Source organism: Paenibacillus riograndensis SBR5 (assembly GCF_000981585.1).
GTDB lineage: Bacteria > Bacillota > Bacilli > Paenibacillales > Paenibacillaceae > Paenibacillus_AQ > Paenibacillus_AQ riograndensis.
In genome coordinates this window covers 5,654,185-5,672,204 of sequence record NZ_LN831776.1, presented here as the reverse complement: position 1 = coordinate 5,672,204, position 18,020 = coordinate 5,654,185, and the positions used below count along the sequence as shown (strand labels likewise).

Annotated in this window: 18 protein-coding genes; 15 read left to right on the top strand and 3 right to left on the bottom strand. The window is 48.0% G+C overall.

Annotated elements, in window-relative coordinates; translation table 11 throughout:
• Window positions 1-48 precede the first annotated feature (48 nt).
• Both PRIO_RS24100 and PRIO_RS24095 read left to right on the top strand, forming a co-directional pair.
• Window positions 49-879, top strand: coding sequence for a sugar phosphate isomerase/epimerase family protein (locus PRIO_RS24100; protein WP_020427322.1), 831 nt, complete (start codon window positions 49-51; stop codon window positions 877-879).
• Between the two features lie 52 nt (window positions 880-931).
• A complete protein-coding gene (locus tag PRIO_RS24095) occupies window positions 932-1,345 on the top strand; it encodes a hypothetical protein (RefSeq protein ID WP_020427321.1) in 414 nt (137 codons plus the stop codon).
• A 171-nt stretch (window positions 1,346-1,516) separates the two neighbouring features.
• On the opposite strand, the gene PRIO_RS24090 is transcribed toward PRIO_RS24095, so the two are convergent.
• Window positions 1,517-1,744, bottom strand: coding sequence for a hypothetical protein (locus PRIO_RS24090; protein WP_020427320.1), 228 nt, complete (start codon window positions 1,742-1,744; stop codon window positions 1,517-1,519).
• Window positions 1,745-1,953: 209 nt separating this feature from the next.
• Between PRIO_RS24090 and PRIO_RS24085 the strand changes: the two genes are divergently transcribed.
• Together PRIO_RS24085 and PRIO_RS36205 are read left to right on the top strand one after the other, a co-directional pair.
• Window positions 1,954-2,319: a hypothetical protein gene (locus PRIO_RS24085; protein ID WP_046505027.1), complete on the top strand. Its 366-nt coding sequence runs from the start codon at window positions 1,954-1,956 to the stop codon at window positions 2,317-2,319.
• Window positions 2,320-2,331: 12 nt separating this feature from the next.
• Complete coding sequence (locus PRIO_RS36205; protein WP_020427318.1) at window positions 2,332-2,505, top strand: hypothetical protein; 174 nt, start codon at window positions 2,332-2,334, stop codon at window positions 2,503-2,505.
• Here the strand turns inward: PRIO_RS36205 and PRIO_RS24080 are convergent.
• The gene (locus PRIO_RS24080; RefSeq protein WP_020427317.1) at window positions 2,492-2,800 is read right to left on the bottom strand and encodes a hypothetical protein; all 309 of its coding nucleotides are present in this window, start codon (window positions 2,798-2,800) and stop codon (window positions 2,492-2,494) included. The genes PRIO_RS36205 and PRIO_RS24080 overlap by 14 nt on opposite strands.
• A 307-nt stretch (window positions 2,801-3,107) precedes the next feature.
• Window positions 3,108-3,758 carry a GntR family transcriptional regulator gene (locus PRIO_RS24075; protein WP_046505023.1) on the bottom strand — a complete coding sequence of 217 codons (651 nt, stop codon included), beginning with the start codon at window positions 3,756-3,758 and terminating at the stop codon, window positions 3,108-3,110.
• A 221-nt stretch (window positions 3,759-3,979) separates the two neighbouring features.
• Here PRIO_RS24075 and uxuA point away from each other — a divergent pair, with 221 nt between their 5' ends.
• The 11 genes from uxuA (at window position 3,980) to PRIO_RS24015 (ending at window position 17,405) form a co-directional block, all read left to right on the top strand.
• Entirely contained in the window at window positions 3,980-5,056 is a 1,077-nt protein-coding gene (uxuA, locus tag PRIO_RS24065; protein ID WP_020427314.1) for a mannonate dehydratase, read from the top strand.
• The gene (locus PRIO_RS24060) at window positions 5,057-6,667 is read left to right on the top strand and encodes a mannitol dehydrogenase family protein (RefSeq protein WP_046505020.1); all 1,611 of its coding nucleotides are present in this window, start codon (window positions 5,057-5,059) and stop codon (window positions 6,665-6,667) included.
• Between the two features lie 76 nt (window positions 6,668-6,743).
• Window positions 6,744-8,159 (top strand): glucuronate isomerase, encoded by a 1,416-nt coding sequence (gene uxaC, locus PRIO_RS24055; protein WP_020427312.1) that lies wholly within the window; start codon window positions 6,744-6,746, stop codon window positions 8,157-8,159.
• Between the two features lie 369 nt (window positions 8,160-8,528).
• Window positions 8,529-8,918, top strand: a complete 390-nt coding sequence (locus PRIO_RS24050; protein ID WP_046505016.1) for a YhfM domain-containing protein — start codon at window positions 8,529-8,531, stop codon at window positions 8,916-8,918.
• 178 nt (window positions 8,919-9,096) lie between these two features.
• The gene (locus PRIO_RS24045; protein ID WP_020431092.1) at window positions 9,097-9,771 is read left to right on the top strand and encodes a response regulator transcription factor; all 675 of its coding nucleotides are present in this window, start codon (window positions 9,097-9,099) and stop codon (window positions 9,769-9,771) included.
• Window positions 9,768-11,138 carry a sensor histidine kinase gene (locus tag PRIO_RS24040; RefSeq protein WP_020431094.1) on the top strand — a complete coding sequence of 457 codons (1,371 nt, stop codon included), beginning with the start codon at window positions 9,768-9,770 and terminating at the stop codon, window positions 11,136-11,138. Before PRIO_RS24045 ends, PRIO_RS24040 begins: the two co-directional genes overlap by 4 nt.
• Before the next feature lie 553 nt (window positions 11,139-11,691).
• The gene (locus PRIO_RS24035) at window positions 11,692-12,660 is read left to right on the top strand and encodes an SIS domain-containing protein (protein WP_046505012.1); all 969 of its coding nucleotides are present in this window, start codon (window positions 11,692-11,694) and stop codon (window positions 12,658-12,660) included.
• A 15-nt stretch (window positions 12,661-12,675) separates the two neighbouring features.
• A complete protein-coding gene (locus tag PRIO_RS24030) occupies window positions 12,676-13,488 on the top strand; it encodes a fructoselysine 6-kinase (RefSeq protein WP_020431099.1) in 813 nt (270 codons plus the stop codon).
• Between the two features lie 96 nt (window positions 13,489-13,584).
• Entirely contained in the window at window positions 13,585-14,298 is a 714-nt protein-coding gene (locus tag PRIO_RS24025) for a GntR family transcriptional regulator (protein WP_046505009.1), read from the top strand.
• A 90-nt stretch (window positions 14,299-14,388) separates the two neighbouring features.
• Complete coding sequence (locus PRIO_RS24020; RefSeq protein ID WP_020431107.1) at window positions 14,389-15,972, top strand: amidohydrolase; 1,584 nt, start codon at window positions 14,389-14,391, stop codon at window positions 15,970-15,972.
• Between the two features lie 2 nt (window positions 15,973-15,974).
• Window positions 15,975-17,405 (top strand): YfcC family protein, encoded by a 1,431-nt coding sequence (locus PRIO_RS24015; RefSeq protein ID WP_020431109.1) that lies wholly within the window; start codon window positions 15,975-15,977, stop codon window positions 17,403-17,405.
• Window positions 17,406-18,020 lie beyond the last annotated feature (615 nt).

Sequence of the window (18,020 nt, the reverse complement as noted above, 5' to 3'; positions counted from 1 at the left end):
TAGAAGTATGGATTATATGAAGGATAACAAGGGAGGAAGAAGATTATTATGATACAGCTTAATCAAGTTTCCGCTGCTAACTTTCATTACAAACGCTATTCACTGGATTATTTTCTGGATTCGGCCGCCCGGCTCGGATTTGAAAATATTGAGCTGTGGGCGTCGGGTCCTCATTTCCACCTGGATTATTACACCCCGCAGGATGTTCAGCACCTGAAGCGCAAAATAAAAGACCGGGGGCTCAAAGTCATTTGCCTTACCCCCGAACAGAGTGTTTACCCGATCAGTATCAGTCATCCGGACCCGGTGTACCGCAAGAAAAGCGTGGAATTTTTCTGCCGGCATATTGAAGTGGCCGCTCTTATGGAGTGTGACCAGATGCTGGTGACTACAGGACTTGCCTATCTGGATGAAGATGAGTCGGAAATGTGGAAATGGTGCAGGGAATCGCTTGGCGAGATCTGCAAAACCGCAGAAAAAGAAGGCGTAATTTTACCTGTAGAAGCGTTTACCTCATATTCTACCCATGTATTTAACAGCGCCGAGCATATCTCCCGAATGATTAAAGAGGTAGGGAGTCCGAATCTGAAGGGGCTGGCGGATACGGATGTCATGGCAGTTACAGGAAAAGATACGATTCACGACTTTATCAGAGAACTCGGCGGTAACCTGGGGTACGTGCACTTTGTAGACGGTAACCCCGGAGGACATCTGGTGCCCGGCGAAGGCGGGCTGCCGCTGGAAGAAGCACTGCAGGCGCTGAATGACAGCGGGTATAAGGGATATTTAGGCCTTGAGCTGCTGGACCGGAGATATGTGCTGGACCCGGAGAAAGCGATGCGCGATTCGCTGGCCTGGTTCGAGAAGCACCTGGGATGAATGGACGGAGTAAATATTATCAGCAGTAATAGCTGGGGAAGAGGGATTTGTGATGAAAGTTGACATTTATGCATATGACGGCATAGGCATCCAATGCGTTTATAAAAACGACGAATGGCTTGTGTGCATCAAGAACTGGAAACCGGATAACGACATCGACGGAATCCACCGTCTGGAGGTCCACCTGGAGACCGACGAACAGTTCATTCTGGTCAACGGAAAAGCCATACTCCTGGTAGCAGACCGGAAGAAGGACCAGTTCGATATTGATCTGATCGAGATGGAAATCGGCAAGGTCTACAATGTTCCGAAGAACACCTGGTTCTATACCATTGTCCAAAAAGACACCAAGCTTGCATATGTACAGCATGCCAATACCACGGAAGAAAACAGCAGCTATTGCGAAATGTCTGAATCCGAGCTGGCCGGTGTTAAGGAAAGAGCGCGTAAAATCTTGAAGCTGTAAAGTATTCAAGGGGAGGCCTATCTTCATTTTGCATGAGTAATGTATACAGGACTGCGGGTTGAAAGGAAAGACTTTCGATCCGCGGTCCTGTTTTTTTGGTTATCCAGCGGCAAGCGTGTCTTAAGAAGGGTTGAATTTTTCAATGTTGACATGAAGGATTAATAAATATAGTCAGTCTTTACTCTCCTCCTTTTTTTGTCCTTGTGGTGGGACACGTAAGGCAGACTGATGGAATGTTTTGACCAGCATATTCATTGTTTTCTCAAGCTGGGATAACCGCTTCTCTAGCCCTTCCACTTGACGGTTGAATGTGACCAGAATCGTTTGGAGAAGAATGATGGACAAAGCAATTGGAAATCCAACGTTGCCGACTAACTGTACAAGTGATTGCAGATCCATAATTTGCTCATCCTTTCAATAGGTTTATGCCTATATTATATTATATAACGTTGCGTTACGCTATATATAAAATACATTTTTCACCATTCTGTTGAACTTATGTGCATTAAAATCAAAAAAGGCAGAAAACAGCTCAAAACATGGAATAAATATTGTGCAACGTAACGAATCGCTATATAATAGCAAAAGATAATAAAAGGAGGCTGAATATGAAATACTCGATTAACTTGTTCGGCTACAGCGTTGATTGTGAGCTTAAGCTTGTGGGGGAAGGTTTGAGTATCGAAATAACGGAAGAGAATCAAAAAGCCCTAAAGCAATATCTGGTGCGTGTGCTGCCAAAGTACGGAAGAGAGGCCACTAGTGAATCTTCGTTTCAAACATTGCTGGAGCTTGCCATAGATGCTGAAAAAACACTAGATGGCCGGATGGTTGAACCTAAATTGAAGTTGCCTTATGAATTTCAGCCCGAGATTAAGGAGAAGTTGATCGAAGCGGCAGCTTTACAAGATGTGTCGGCCACCCAGCTGCTGATCCGGATTATTGAAAAGAAATATCAAGAAGTCATGGGATAGGAGGAACTTGCATTGGCGTACGGGAACAAGGTGAAGTTTCATTATGATGTACCGGCCTACATAAAAAAAGAATTGGCTGAAGCCGCCAAAAAGCTGAATATGACGGCAACCGAACTGCTCTCCAAAGCGATTGAAGAAGAATACGAACGCATCAAGAAAGAAAGAGAAGCTGCTAAAGGAGATTAAGCCGCGAAATAAACTCAGCAACGGCTTGAACATGTTCTACAGCCATGTTGTTGTACAGATAATCTTCTCCGATCTGGTCATAGGCATAGCAATGGCATGTTGTATAGGACTCCCCGGGATTATGTTCAATCAGAAAAACATTTACATTGGGTGCATGATGCTCAACTTTACAGTAAAAATGAGAGGTTGAATTCGATTCAAGAACATCTACGATATGCCGCTGTACATGAACAGGAAGCAGCTGTTGCAGTAAAAGGAAAGTATGGGGAGCCAGCTCGTCTTCATAGATAATCATAAGTTGAAATCCCTCCTAGCATAAGTATTTAACTGTAAAATATTGACTTGTACATTATACCGACATACGCTCGCATCTCAAGGGTATAATTTCCTTATCAGCATATACTTTACTATTATTACGAGAGATTTGTTACAGCTAATTAGTAGCTTATTGGTTACAAATGTGAAATCTTATCCAACCTAAATTTACCATAATTTTGCAGTATATTACAATGCGTTTTATCACGCAATATTTCAAAGCTTTCTCAAGCAGGAAGCTTTTTTCTTTGCGTTTGGTAATGCATTATTTTTAAAAAGAAGAATGCCTATTTCTTCAGATACTCCGAGAAATTCTCCTGAAAATCCAGCGAATGAATATCTTCCCGGAGATGGTGATGGATCAGCGGGCCGATCTTTGCGGTTTCCTTATGCACCATCAGCTCCAGCAGGGATTGATGCTCCTTCCAGATTCCCGCGAGCTTCTCTGTTTTTAGCATGTGCAGCCTGCGGTACCGGAGGTAATGCACGTTGGACTGCTGAATCAGATTCCACAGAAATTCCCGTCCGGCAAGCCGGTACAAGGCCCGGTGAAACGCGTCATCCTGATTGAGGAAGGAATCGATATCATTGTGCCCGATGGCTTCTTTCTGCCGCTCCAGAATGTCCTTAAGCTCGTGTACCCCGGTGAGCAAAAGCTGTGAAGAGAGATCCTTCAGGATCTCTTTTTCCAGTGTGCTGCGCAGATATGTAATTTGTTCAACGGATTCAAGATCAATATAGGAGACGATATTCCCTTTTTTCGGATAGATATCCGTATAGGATTCCAGAGCCAGCTGTTTCAGCACATCACGCAGCGGCGTCCGCGAAATCTGAAAGCGTTCAGACAGGGCGGTTTCGCTCAGAATGGTGCCTGGCTTCAAGGCCAAGGTAAGGATTTCATGCTTCAGTGTATTCATAATTTCAGCTTTGATCGACATTTCTCTTCCTGCTTTCCATAGGTATTGACAGATATGACTAGTATACATGATCTTTGGCGGTAATAAAAATATTTATCAAAATAAAGAGGCTGCTCTAGCGGACATGCTTATGAAAACTGTTTATTTTATTGTATTGACATTGGGGGATTCTTATTCTATGATCAAGAAAATCTTGTATACAAGATTGATTATGAGGATGACAATCATAGGAGGGTTTATCGATGAACATGACGTGGAGATGGTATGGTGAAGGCAATGACAATATTACGCTTGACCATATCCGGCAGATTCCGGGGGTTATGGGTATTGTCTGGTCTTTGCATGAGAAGGTAGCCGGTGAAGTGTGGGAAATGGAACGGATCCAGGAAGTGGCGGATCAAATCACAAGCAAGGGCTTCAGTACAGCTGTGGTGGAGAGCGTCAACGTTCATGATGATATCAAAATCGGCCTGCCGACCCGTGATAAATATATCGATATTTATATCGACACCATCCGTAAACTGGCGAAGGTTGGCGTGAAGGTTATCTGCTACAATTTCATGCCGGTGTTCGACTGGACGCGTACCGAACTGTACAAAGAACTGCCGGACGGTTCTAATGCCCTCTTTTATGAAAAGGCTGCCATTACCGATAATCCGCGTGAGATGGTGGACCGGATCTTGAAGGGAGCGGGGCAGTTCACTATGCCGGGCTGGGAGCCGGAGCGCCTTGCGAAGCTGGATGAGCTGTTCGCAGCCTATGCCGATGTGACTGAAGAAAAGCTGTTCGAGAACCTCAAATATTTCCTGGAGCGTATTATTCCGGTCTGCGAGGAAGTGGACATTAAGATGGCCATTCATCCTGACGATCCGGCCTGGCCGATCTTTGGCCTGCCGCGCATTATCCGCAGCCGCGATACAATCCGCCGTATGCTTGACGCCGTAGATAGCCCGTACAATGGCCTTACTTTCTGCACGGGGTCACTGGGCTCCAATCCGGAGAACGATCTGCCGGCCATGATCCGCGAGTTCCATGACCGTATTTATTTTGCCCATATCCGCAATGTGAAGGTGTTTGAGAACGGGGATTTCATTGAGGTCTCGCACCGCGGACGTGACGGCAGTGTCGATGTGGCAGAGGTTGTGAAGGCATACCATGAGAACGGGTATACCGGTTATGTGCGGCCCGACCATGGACGCCACCTCTGGGGCGAAGAGAAAAACTGCCGTCCGGGCTACGGACTCTATGACCGGGCGCTCGGCATCATGTATTTGCTTGGTGTCTGGGACAGCCTGGACAATGTCAAGGGGGCGAACTAAATGCTCCGCTTGACCAGAAGCAGTATCCAACAGGAACAAGCAGCCTGGACCGCAGCGGGAGTAGAACTGCCGCAGTTCGATTATGAGCAGGTGGCGAAGAATACACAGCAGAAGCCGGAATGGATTCATTTCGGGGCGGGCAATATTTTTCGGGGATTCGTAGCCAATGCCCACCAGAAGCTGCTGGACAGCGGTAAAGCGGCTACAGGCATCATCGCGGCGGAAACCTTTGATTTCGAGATGATCGATAAGGTCTACAAGCCGTATGATAATCTGACCCTGCTGGTGTTGATGAATGCACGGGGCGATTTTCAGAAAAGAATCGTAAACAGCATCGTCGAGGGAATTACTGCGGACAAAAGCCGTGAAGCAGATGACCGCCGCCTGACGGAAGTGTTCGAGAACCCCAGTCTGCAAATGGCGAGCTTCACTATTACGGAGAAGGGATACTCGCTGACGGGGCCTAACGGCAAGTACCTTGGCATTGTGGAAAAGGATATCGAAGGGGGACCGGAGCAGCCGGTTCATGCCATGAGCATCGTCGCTTCTCTTGCATACAAGCGTTATCTGAAAGGCGCCTTCCCGATGACCTTCGTCAGCATGGATAACTGTTCCCACAACGGCGACAAGCTGAAGAAGGGCGTCGTGACGATTGCCAAGGAATGGACGGCCAGAGGTCTGGTTGAAGAAGGTTTCGTAGCCTATCTGGAGAATGAGCAGCTGATTGCCTTCCCGCTGTCGATGATCGACAAAATCACGCCGCGTCCTTCGGAAACAGTCCAGGCGGCACTGCTGGAGCAGGGGATTGGCGGTATGGATGTGATCATTACCTCCAAAAACACCTATACCGCGCCCTTCGTTAACGCGGAAATAAGTGAATACCTGGTCATCGAAGACAAGTTCACGAACGGCCGGCCTCTGCTTGAGGAAGCGGGCATTATCTTCACCGACCGGGATACGGTCAACAATGTGGAGACGATGAAGGTTACGACATGCCTCAACCCGCTGCATACGGCGCTTGCCGTATCCGGCTGTCTGCTCGGCTATTCCCTGATTGCGGATGAAATGAAGGACGATACTCTGCGGAGATTCGTGGAGATTATCGGGTATAAGGAAGGTCTGCCTGTTGTAGTGGACCCCGGCATCCTCAGTCCGAAGCAGTTTCTGGATGAAGTGCTGACGGAGCGCTTCGCCAATCCGTTCATTCCGGATACGCCGCAGCGGATCGCCACCGACACCTCACAGAAGGTGGGCATCCGGTTCGGAGAAACGATTAAATCGTATATCCGCCGGGAGGAGCTTGATCCGGCGCAGCTGACGGCGATCCCGCTGGCCATTGCGGTCTGGTGCCGCTATCTGCTTGGCGTGAATGATGAAGGAGAAGCCTTCACGCTGAGTCCTGACCCGCTGCTGGAAACGCTGCAGGGACATCTGCAAGGGGTTGCCCTCGGCGACCGGAACGCCAGTGTGCGCCCGATTCTTGAAGATGAGCAGCTTTTTGGCGTTCCACTGTATGAGATTGGCCTCGGAAGCAAGATTGAGGGAATGTTCCTGGAAATGCTGGCAGGACCGGGAGCGGTGCGGAGAACCTTGGAGAAGTATCTGAAATAGTATCTGAAATTGTATCTGAAATAGTATCTGAAATTGTATCTGAAGTAGTATCAGAAGTAGGGAAGGGAGTATAGCGATGAAGGCTTTTATTCATGAGGATTTTCTACTGCAGACGGAAGAAGCGCGGGTACTTTACCATGAGTATGCCGAAGCTTTGCCCATTATCGATTATCATTGCCATCTTGACCCGCAAGCGATCGCCGAGAATAAGCGCTTTGGCAGCATCACCGAGGTGTGGCTGGGCGGGGACCACTATAAATGGCGGGCGCTGAGAACGTTCGGCGTCGAAGAGAAATATATTACCGGCAATGCATCGGATGAAGAAAAGTTCGCCAAGTGGAGCGAGGTGCTGCCCTATACGCTTGGCAACCCGCTGTACCATTGGTCCGCGCTGGAGCTGAAAACCTATTTTGGCGTAGAGGAGCAGCTCAGCCCGCAGAATTGGCGGCAGATTTATGACCACTGCAATACGCTGATTGCCCAGGACGGCTTCACAGCGCAAGGGCTGATTACCCGGTCCAATGTGAAATGGATCTGTACCACGGATGATCCCGCCGATGATCTCCGCTACCATGGACAAATCGCCGGGCAGCCGGGGTTCCAAACCGGAGTTACTCCAACGTTCAGACCGGATAAAGCAATGCAGATTGAAGCGGAGTCTTTCCCGGATTATGTCCGTAGTCTGGAACAAGCTGCCGGTTATGCCATCACGTCCTATGCGCTGATGGAACGCGCGCTGCTGGAGCGGATTGAATATTTTGACAAGCACGGCTGCAAAGTCTCCGACCACGGGTTCTCGCATCTTCCCTTTGCGGAGGCAGCGCCTTCTGTGCTGGAAGACATTTTCAGCAGACGCCTGAGCGGGGGAACCTTGAGCCGTCTGGAATCCGACCAGTACCAGACAGCGTTGCTTCTGGCCATGGGGCGCAAATATGCCGCCCACGGCTGGGCCATGCAGCTTCATATCGGAGCAATCCGCAATCCGAATTCACGGATGTTCCGCGAGCTGGGTCCGGATACCGGCTTTGATACCATCGGGGATAACAGCTATGCGAACAGCTTATACAAGCTGCTCGACGGGCTGGAGCGGACCGGCGAGCTTCCGAGAACGATCCTGTATAATCTGAATGCGGTGCAGAATGATGTGCTGGCTGCGATGGCGGGTTCTTTTCAGGGCGGCGGCATCAAGGGCAAAATCCAGTTCGGCTCCGGCTGGTGGTACAACGACCAGAAGGACGGGATGATCAAGCAATTGACATCTTTGTCGAATCTGGGCCTGCTCAGCTGTTTTGTAGGGATGCTCACAGATTCGCGGTCCTTCCTGTCTTATACCCGGCATGAATATTTCCGGCGGATTCTATGCAATCTGATCGGCGGCTGGGTTGCCAGCGGCGATGCGCCGGGGGATCTGGCTTTTCTGGGAAGCATCGTTCAGGACATTTGCTATCATAATGCTGAGCGGTATTTTGAGTTTCCTCTATCGCGGGGATGAGTTGAATAGATATTGAAAAAAAGCCTTCAAGACCGCTGACCAAGCGGCTTGGGGGCTTTTGCAGTTTCCCTGCTGTATTGGACTTAGTAGCCTGTATCCGGGGTTAGGAATTGTAAAAAAGAATATATTTTCTTTTTTTAAAAGGATCCACAAGGCCAGTATCAAATAGTAAATAGAAACGAAGGAACCTTTACACTGGATGAGGTGAATTCTGCAATTACTAATAGACCAGGAACTTTTATAACACGAGATAATAATGTTAGGGATAATTTACTTAATGAGATTTCCAACACATACTCAAATGAGTTATAAAATTATTTTGGAGACTGAATGATCAGTCTCCATCTTTCTTCAATAAGGAGGTAGTTTATGAAAAGGATCAGCATCCTTTCAATTTCATTGATAATTTTGTTGGTTGTAATATTTGTACTAGTCAGACCAAAGCAAGAGATTGTTAGCGTTAGCCTGGCTTCTGAAACAACGCAAATTACTTACACTGACACTGAAAGCATTCAAATATTCGAAGATGCTATAAGAAGTATAAAGAAAGTACGCGGGGCTGTTGATGTAGGTCCACCAACCTATCGAATGACTGTTACTTACGCTGATTCTGAGGTTGTTGAATTCAGCCTTTATATAGATTTAAAAACTAAAAATGGTTTCCTTATTAAAGATAGCGATAGCGAAAAGATGCTGGATTTAAGAGATAAGAATTCGGAAGAGCTAGCTGATCTGTTAAGTGAAGTAGAGAGAGAATAGGTAAAGATATGAGGATAGGCTCTACAAGTTATATCTCTTACCTAATCGATTCGGATAAAATGCATAATCCTATCCATTAAACCTAAGCAAAAGACAAATGATGAAGTGAGGGGAAGGAACATTATAGGTTATTTTTTTGTATAATGATTAGGATGGACAATAAGGAAAGAGGGAACGAATGCCTACTATATTGGTTGCTGACGATGATGCGAACATTCGCGAGCTCGTAAGTTTGTTTCTCCGCAATGACGGATTCCAGACAGCCGAAGCTGCGGACGGAGAGGAAGCGCTGAACGTATATGCCTCGACGCAAGCCGATCTTGTCGTGCTGGATATCATGATGCCGGTTATGGATGGATGGACGTTATGCAAGGAGCTCAGACGGATTAATCCTGATCTTCCGCTGCTTATGCTTACGGCGCGAGGCGAAACCTGGGAGAAAGTGAAGGGATTCGAGCTGGGGACGGATGATTATTTGACAAAGCCCTTCGATCCGCTCGAATTGACGGCGCGTGTCCGGGCATTATTGAAAAGATACCGGATTGGCTCCGCACAGAAGATTCAATTCGGCAATGTCATTCTTGATCGGCAGACCTATAAGGTGATGAGAGGAACGGAGTCGCTTACGCTGCCGCTGAAGGAGTTCGAACTGCTGTATAAGCTGGCTGGAACACCCGGACAAGTCTATACGCGCGGGCAGCTGATCGACCAGATTTGGGGGATTGATTATGCCGGTGATGACCGGACGATAGATGTGCATATTAAAAGGCTGCGCGAACGGTTCGCGGATACGCCTGATTTTCGGATCGAAACGGTGCGCGGGCTTGGCTACCGGCTTGAGGCTCACGAATGATCAGATCCTTATACACACGTGTCGTCCTGACCTATCTGGTCTCCGTAATCGGAGGCACGATCATTGCCCTATTGGTGGCAACTTGGGTATATTACGATCAGTTTAACGAAAACTTAAAAACCAACATACTTTATTATGGCCAGGATATCGTCCGGATGTACGAGTCATTCCCATTGCAGGAAGTAGACACTTACCTAAGTGGAATGAAACAGCTCAGTTATTATATTCGGGTTTATGATGAAACGGGGCAGTTCCAGTCTTACGGTACACTTAACGGAAGCCGTATTCCCACAATCACTATGGATCAAGTTAAGGCGGTACTGGATGGGGAAGTTGTTCAAGTATCTGGTGTGGATAAGAGCCTCTTAGGGTTGCCGTTGAAAACAGAAACGGGAAAAAAAGCGCTGTTTGTGAACTCGGTTGCTCCCCCTTCCGCTACTTTTTTCATCAAGTGGCTTTTGAACTTTGTGGCCTTCTCTTTGATCGCAGGCAGTCTAATTATTCTGGTTGCTGCCATGTTCCTGGTCAGACCGATCAAAAAGCTGACCAAAGCGACCAGGCAGATCGCCACCGGAGATTTCAGCGTCAACCTGAATATTAAGCAAAAGGGCGAGCTGGGCACTTTGGCCCGCAGCTTTGAAGACATGATGCATGACCTGCAGCAGCTTGAGCAGATGCGCCGGGACTTTGTATCGAATGTGTCTCACGAAGTCCAGTCGCCGCTCACCTCGATATCCGGATATGCTAAAGCGCTCAAGCAAGTAAACCTTGCAGAACAGGAGCGAAGCCGTTATCTCGATATTATCATCGCTGAGGCTGAGCGGATGTCCAAGATGAGCGATGGCCTGCTCAAGCTAAGTTTGCTTGAATCGCAGTCACTGCAGCTGCGGCTCAGCACGTTCAGCCTTGATGAACAGATTAGACGGGTCATCGTTGCAGTCCAGCCGCAATGGTCGGACCGGAACATCCGTTTCGAGCTCCATTTGGAGCCTGTCCGGCTAACGGCGGATCAGGATCAATTAAATCAGGTATGGACGAACCTTATCGGCAACAGCATCAAATTTTCCAAGGATGGCGGCGTGATTACCGTCAGCATCAGACAAGAGTTCAAAAACGTGACCGTTAGGGTTTCCGACACAGGCATAGGGATTTCTCTTGAGGACCAAAAGCGTATCTTTGAACGGTTTTTTAAGGCAGACCGCTCGCACAGCCGCAAATACGGCGGCAGCGGTATGGGACTTGCCATTGTGAAACAGATCATATCGCTTCATCAGGGAGAAATCCGGGTGGAAAGTGAGCCCGGCCGGGGAGCAACCGTCATTGTTATTTTGCCAACCACAACGCCCGCGGATAAGCCGGATAATTAGGTATCATTCGGATGGGCCTGCATGTTATGGAGTGTTTGCACGAAGCTGAGCAGCACAGTGAAGTGGAATTAGTACACCTAAAATGACAAAAAATCTTACTTTAGAGGAAATAGTGGGAAAAAGTACACTTAATATAGCCGAAATCGCCTGTAAGCGTCCGAATCGGTCAAATTAGTTATCCTTTTTCCACCTAATGCTTGCGGAGCATGGGAAGGGGAGAATTTAAGCTCCATTTTTCCACTTGGGCTGACCGGCTGAACCAGAAAATGGATTTGATACCCAGTAACCTAATTTTATATACGGCTGCGCTGTCCAGTGAGGACAGTGTGGCCGTTTTTTTATTAAAAAACAGAGCAAGGATACGGTAACTACGGGGTTCATCTGCTGCTCGAAGCAGCTGAGAAGACGTTATTTTGCTAAAAACTCACCGTTTCCGTTTCGCCCCCCCTTCGTTATAAATTATTGAACAAAGTCTTGACAGCTTCTTTGAAAGCGGTTATATTTATCTCGTAAACAATACGTTATATAACGTTATACAAAAGGAGAGAATCAAATGAACGTAAATCAGGTTGTTCAGAGTATCCGTGAAAAAGTGGCTGAAGGAATTTCAGAGGTATATTTTGTAGCTTGCGGGGGATCACTCGTCGATATGTATCCTTCCAAGTATTTTCTTGACAGTGAAGCGAAGAAACTGGTAGCAGGACTTTATACGGCGAATGAGTTCGTTCATGCCTTGCCTAAGCGTCTGGGTGCACAATCGGTAGTTATCGTATGTTCCCATGGCGGAAATACGCCGGAATCGGTAGCTGCGGCGCAAACAGCCAAAGAGCAGGGGGCCCACACCATTGGCCTGACCCATAACAAGGAAGCCGCGCTGCTGAATTACTCCGATTATTCCTTCCTGTATGAATGGGGAGATGACAGCAATGTCAAAAACAATCCGATGGCTATCATTTTGGACCTTGCCGTTCAATTGCTGCATGTGGCTGAAGGGTATGCGCATGTTGAAGCTTTTCAAAAAGGCCTGGAATCCATCAACGGCATTATCAACCAGGGTAAAAAGCAGGTTGCCCCGCGTGCCCGTGTGTTTGCCGACAAGTACCGCAATGAGGAGCTTTATTATATCTTGACGAGCGGAGCTTCGTACGGACATGCTTATGGTTTTGCGATCTGCTCGCTGATGGAAATGCAATGGCTGAATGCTGCCGCTATTCATTCCGGTGAGTACTTCCATGGTCCTTTTGAAGTGACGGATAAAGAAACACCATTCATCCTGATGATGAATGAAGGCCGTACCCGCGCGCTGGATGAACGGGCCCAGACATTCCTGAATCAGTATGCAGAGAAAGTCGAAGTGATTGATGCCAAAGAGCTTGGAATTGGTACGATTGCCGATGAAGTCGTGGAATTTTTCAATCCGGTGTTGTTCTACAGTATTATTTGTGTCTATCGCGAGGCTCTTGCCGAAGTCAGAAATCATCCGCTGGAAACCCGCCGTTATATGGGGAAAGTAGCCTACTAATCGGGAGGAACAACCATGAAAGTCTTAGGGATTGGCGATAATGTGGTCGACAAGTATGTTCATCAGCGTACGATGTATCCCGGCGGCAATGCGCTTAACTTCAGTGTTTTCGCCAAAGGAGAAGGTGCAGAAGCGGCGTTCCTCGGTGTTTTCGGCGATGATGACGAAGCACGGCTTGTGGAAAATACGCTGCAGCAGCTAGAGATCGATATCTCACACTGCAGACATCACAGCGGCGAGAACGGATGCGCACGTGTTACCCTGGAGAATGGGGAACGGATATTTCTGGGCAGCAACGAAGGCGGAGTCACCAGACTGAATCCGATTATGCTGAGCGAAGCCGACAGAGAATATATCCGGGGCTTTGACCTTATTCATACAGGGCTTTATAGCCACACTGGACATCTGCTTGCAGAGCTGAATGAACTGGGGATTCCCCTCTCCTTTGATTTCTCGGATGATTTTGAGGATGAGCAAGTAGAACGGTATATCGGGAATGCGGATTTTGCGTTCTTTTCCTGCAGCCATATGACCGAGGAAGAAACGCGGAATTTTATTCAAGCCAAACGCAGAAGAGACGGCCAGATTCTGGTTGCAACCCGCGGCGGCGACAGCTCCATTGCCTATGATGGAACCGCTTTTTATTACCAGGCCCCGGAGCTTATTGAAGCCGTGGATACCATGGGAGCAGGCGATTCCTATATTACAGCCTTTTTAATGAGTATGATCAAGGATGGGAATATTCAAGCGGCCATGCAGGAAGGCTGCAGATTAGCTGCCAAAAGCTGTATGGTAGAAGGTTCCTTTGGATTCGGGGCCCGTTACTGACAACGGCAACGTTCTATCTCTGCTTGTGAAAAAGAGAAAGGTTTGTTACTCTAACCTTAGAGTAATATAACGTTATATAACAAGCGAGGGTAAAGGATGTTAAATTCAGAACAGGTAGAGCCCCTATATATTCAGTTGAAAAAAGCGGTCCAAGCCGCCATTGCGAACGGAAGCTTTAATCCCGGAGATAAAATCCCTACTGAAATTGAGCTTAGCGCGACCTACAATGTCAGCCGGATTACGGTAAGGAAAGCTATCGAGGAATTGGTGAGTGAAGGATACCTGACGAAACGCCAGGGCAAGGGCACCTTTGTCAATGCGCATAAAATCGGCCGCAAAATTGAGCATATTATCAGCTTTACGGCTGCCTGCAGAGCCAATGGACTATCTTCGCACAGCGTCATAACCGAGAGGAAGAAGATTAAGGCCGACCAGGAAACCGCAGAGCGGCTGCAAATACAGCAGGGTGAGCCGGTGCTCTATATTCAGCGCAAAAGATATGCCGGTGAAAGACCGCTTATGCTGGAAAATAACTATTATCCGTTTGAGCGATTCTCCTTTTTAATGGAGGAAAGCCTGGAAGGCTCGGTGTATGAGCTGCTGCGGGACCGTTATCAGATTGATCCCAACCAGCCGGGAGAGACTGTATTGCAAATTACCCTGGCTGATGAGCAACAGGCGAAATTACTGGAAATTCCGATTGGCCAGCCATTGTTCTATATGAATACAATCATTTATGACCAGCATAGTAAGCCTGTTCATGTAGGCAAGCAGTACATTATCGGAGACCGTTATCAATTTACTTTGTAATTCATTCTGCTTCTTGCGGCAAGCGGGAAGCAGAAGTTTCGATATAACGTTATAAGTCGTATCTATATTCGGCAGAAAGGCGTTGAACTGATGGAAGCAGCTACACATGGTTTTGCAGACAGAGTACTGTTATCTAATGCAGTATTTACAGGAATAGAGGATAGCGTTTCACCGGCATTTGTTGCCCTGCAAGGTGAGCGCATTGCCGCGGTCGGCAACCCGGCAGAAGCCAAAGATTGGATTGGGCCAAAAACATTTGTTCATCATCTGAAGGATGCACTCATTATGCCCGGTGTGCATGATAACCACGTGTTTTTTACCGGTTACATGTCTATGCACCGTGGTGTGGATCTGACACATGCAGCTACGATTGACGAGGCCCTGCAGCTGCTTAGGCAAGACGCGGAAAATCGTCCCTCAGAGCAAAATGTATACGCTTACGGATGGAGTGAAGAGGGTTGGGGACAGCTTCCCGGGCAAAGCTTATTAGACGAAGCTTTTCCCGATAGGGCTGTAATCGCCATTAACCGGACCAAAAGCTATTGTTGGATGAATACACTCGCCCAGCATAAGTATCAGTTTGCTCCTGACGAATGCAGTGCGGAATCACGTGCCCATCTGCTGAAGGACATGATGCAGGACCGGGAATTAGTCAGACAGGAATTTCTGGACTTCGCCCGGATGCTTGCCAAGCGGGGAGTTACTTCTATAAAAGATATCGGCTTTGACCGGCACAGCGGTCTGCTTCCGGTCCTTGAAGAGCTGGAAGCTGCAGGGGAGCTGCCGCTGCGGGTTCATTTCGCACTTGAACCTGTATTGCAGCCGCTGGATATTCCCGCAGGACTGCAGTATAAAGAGCGTTACCAAGGGGAGTTTCTCCGTTTTCAGGGCTATAAGCTGATGCTGGATGGTGTAGTAGCCGATCATACGGGAGATATGCTGGAGCCTTATGCGGATATGCCGGGGGTAACCACCCTGCGGCCCGTTGATTACGAAGCGATTGAAACGGCAGTCCAGGCAGCGGACAGTCATGGAATCAAATGCTGCCTTACGGCTGAAGGGGATGCGGCCATCCGCAAGGCAGTGGATATCCTTGAAGGCTGCAGCCGCCGCCGGGGGGATCAGCGGATCAGACATTCGATCAGTGATTTGGAATATCCGCATCCCGATGATATCCGGCGGATGGGCGAAAACGGGATCTTTGCCGAAGTGTATGCGCAGATTCTGCTTTTAAATCCTTCCTATGAGGAAGCTTACATGTCGGCTGTGGCCGGTAAGGAAAATGAAAGCCGCTTTTATAATTACAAATCCATGCTGGAAGCTAATGTTCCGGTTACGATTGGCACGGATCTGCCGCTTTTCCTTACAAGTGTGCCTGATTCACTGTATGCGGCTTCATTCCGGCTGTTTTCGGATGGATCGCCTATGGGAGGATGGCAGCCGGAGCAGGGGATGCCTGCCGCAGAAGTCTTAAAGGCTTGGACCATTAACGGTGCCCGGCATAACGGCATGGAGGAGCGCACAGGAACTTTGGAAGCTGGAAAAGCTGCTGATATTGCTGTATTTGACCGTAATCTTTTGGATACAACAGCAACCGAGATTAGAGACGCACATGTGATCCTGACGATTACCGCCGGTCAGATCACCTATGATGCTGCCAGGAACGAGGGGTAAAAATGGAAACGGTTAAAAGCAAATGGAAATGGTCCCTTCCTCATAGCTATACGTTGATTTTCCTGATTATCATCGCTATTGCCGGTCTGACCTGGATTGTCCCGAGCGGGCAATTTGACCGGCAGGAGGTTGTTGTCGATGGTTCTTCCCGGACGGCTATCATTCCGGGAACCTACCACACCGTACCCAAGATCAGTGATCAAGGGGATTTGAGACAGGGTTTTGCCCAAATAGCCAGTGCGCCGATGGAGGGGATTATCAATGCTGCCGATGTTGTGGCCTTCGTTCTGATTGTAGGCGGAGCCTTCGGAATCATTCTGCAGACTGGAGCGATTGACCGGGCCTTGATGGCTTTAGCCGGCAGGCTCAAAACGAAAGGAATATTGCTGATTCCGATCGCCATGGTAATTTTCAGCCTGGGGGGTTCCACCTTTGGGATGAGTGAAGAAATCATTCCGCTGTATGCTATTTTTATCCCGTTAATGTTTGCCTTGGGTTTTGACTCCATTACGGCAATTCTCATCCTTTTCCTCGGCACACAGATCGGCTATGTCGGATCAACCGTCAATCCGTTCTCTGTACTGATTGCGCAAGGTGTAGCGGGAGTGCAGGGAAATCCGCAGTTATGGCTGAGATTTATCGAATGGACTGTTTTTACCGGGATATCGGTTGGCTTTACGATGTGGTATGCACACCGGGTCAAGAAGAATCCGGAGAAATCGGCAGTCTTCCAGAACGATATTCTGAACCGCCAGCACTTCATCAAGGAGAATGACGGGATCGAAGTAAAATTCTCGAACCGGGATAAATTGATTATTGGCGGCTTTATCGTTACCTTGGGGATTATTGTTTGGGGGATCTTGAGCAAAGGCTGGTATATGACCGAGATCGGAGCGCTTTTCTTTGTACTTGGCATTTTTTCGGGCATTGTGACCCGGATGAGCCAGAAGGAAATCGCCGAGAATTTTGTCAAAGGCTGTGGAGAATTTATCTACGCTGCGGTGATCATCGGCTTGGCCCGGGGCATTCTTGTCGTTGCCGAGAACGGGATGATTATCGATACCATTCTAAACGGGCTGGCAACCATGCTTGAGGGCTTGCCGAACTACTTGTTCACGACCATCATGCTGGTCGTTCACAATGTTATAACGTTCCTGGTCCCTTCTTCATCCGGGGAAGCGGCCTTAACGATGCCCGTGCTTGCACCTTTAGGCGATCTGGTAGGTGTGAACCGCGAAGCGGTAGTAACCGCATACCAATTCGGAAATGGATTAACGAATCTGATCTCTCCGACAGGCGGGGTGCTGCTGGCAGGTCTGGCTATTGCCCGGATCAATTTTGGACAATGGCTGAAGGTGATCCTCAAGCTGTTTCCGATCCTCTGGCTGGTGGCGGCAATTTTTGCGGCAATTTCCTCAGCAGTGGGCATGTAGTGCATAACGTAAAACAGGGGTGTTCCAAAAGCCGCGAAACGGCTTGGAACACCCCTTGTTTGATTTAAATACAAACATTTATATGCTTCACGCTATAAAATATCCTTTTATTTCCACTTGGAGATAAGAATTTATATGTTACGGGCGAAGCGAATCTTACCCCCTTATTTATTGTATGGGGAACTTCCGCAAGTGGATAAAATTATGCTTAAAGTTGTAGAGTAAATACTTTGGACGAATTTGTAACGAGCAACGGCAGAAATACCGTTGTTGGGTCGTCGAAGGCCAGCTTGCCCGAAAACAACGGCAGAAATACCGTTGTTGGAGTAGCGAAGGCCGAGTTCTGAGGTGGGATTCGGTCCAAATATCCTGATTCCAACTAGCAATTACTTACCGGTTTCTTCGCAGGTGCTAGTTGGAAAAAGGGAACTTATTTTTCCGGAAATCAAGAAATCCTGAGAGTGAAGTGGAAAAAGTAAACCCAATTGGGCCACTTTTCCTGAACAATGGCGAAATGAGCTGAATTAGTGTCCCTTTTTCCACTTAGATCTGCCGAGGATAGGGTACTCCGGCAAATTAGTTAACCTTTTTCCACTTAAAAAGTTGCCGTAGGAT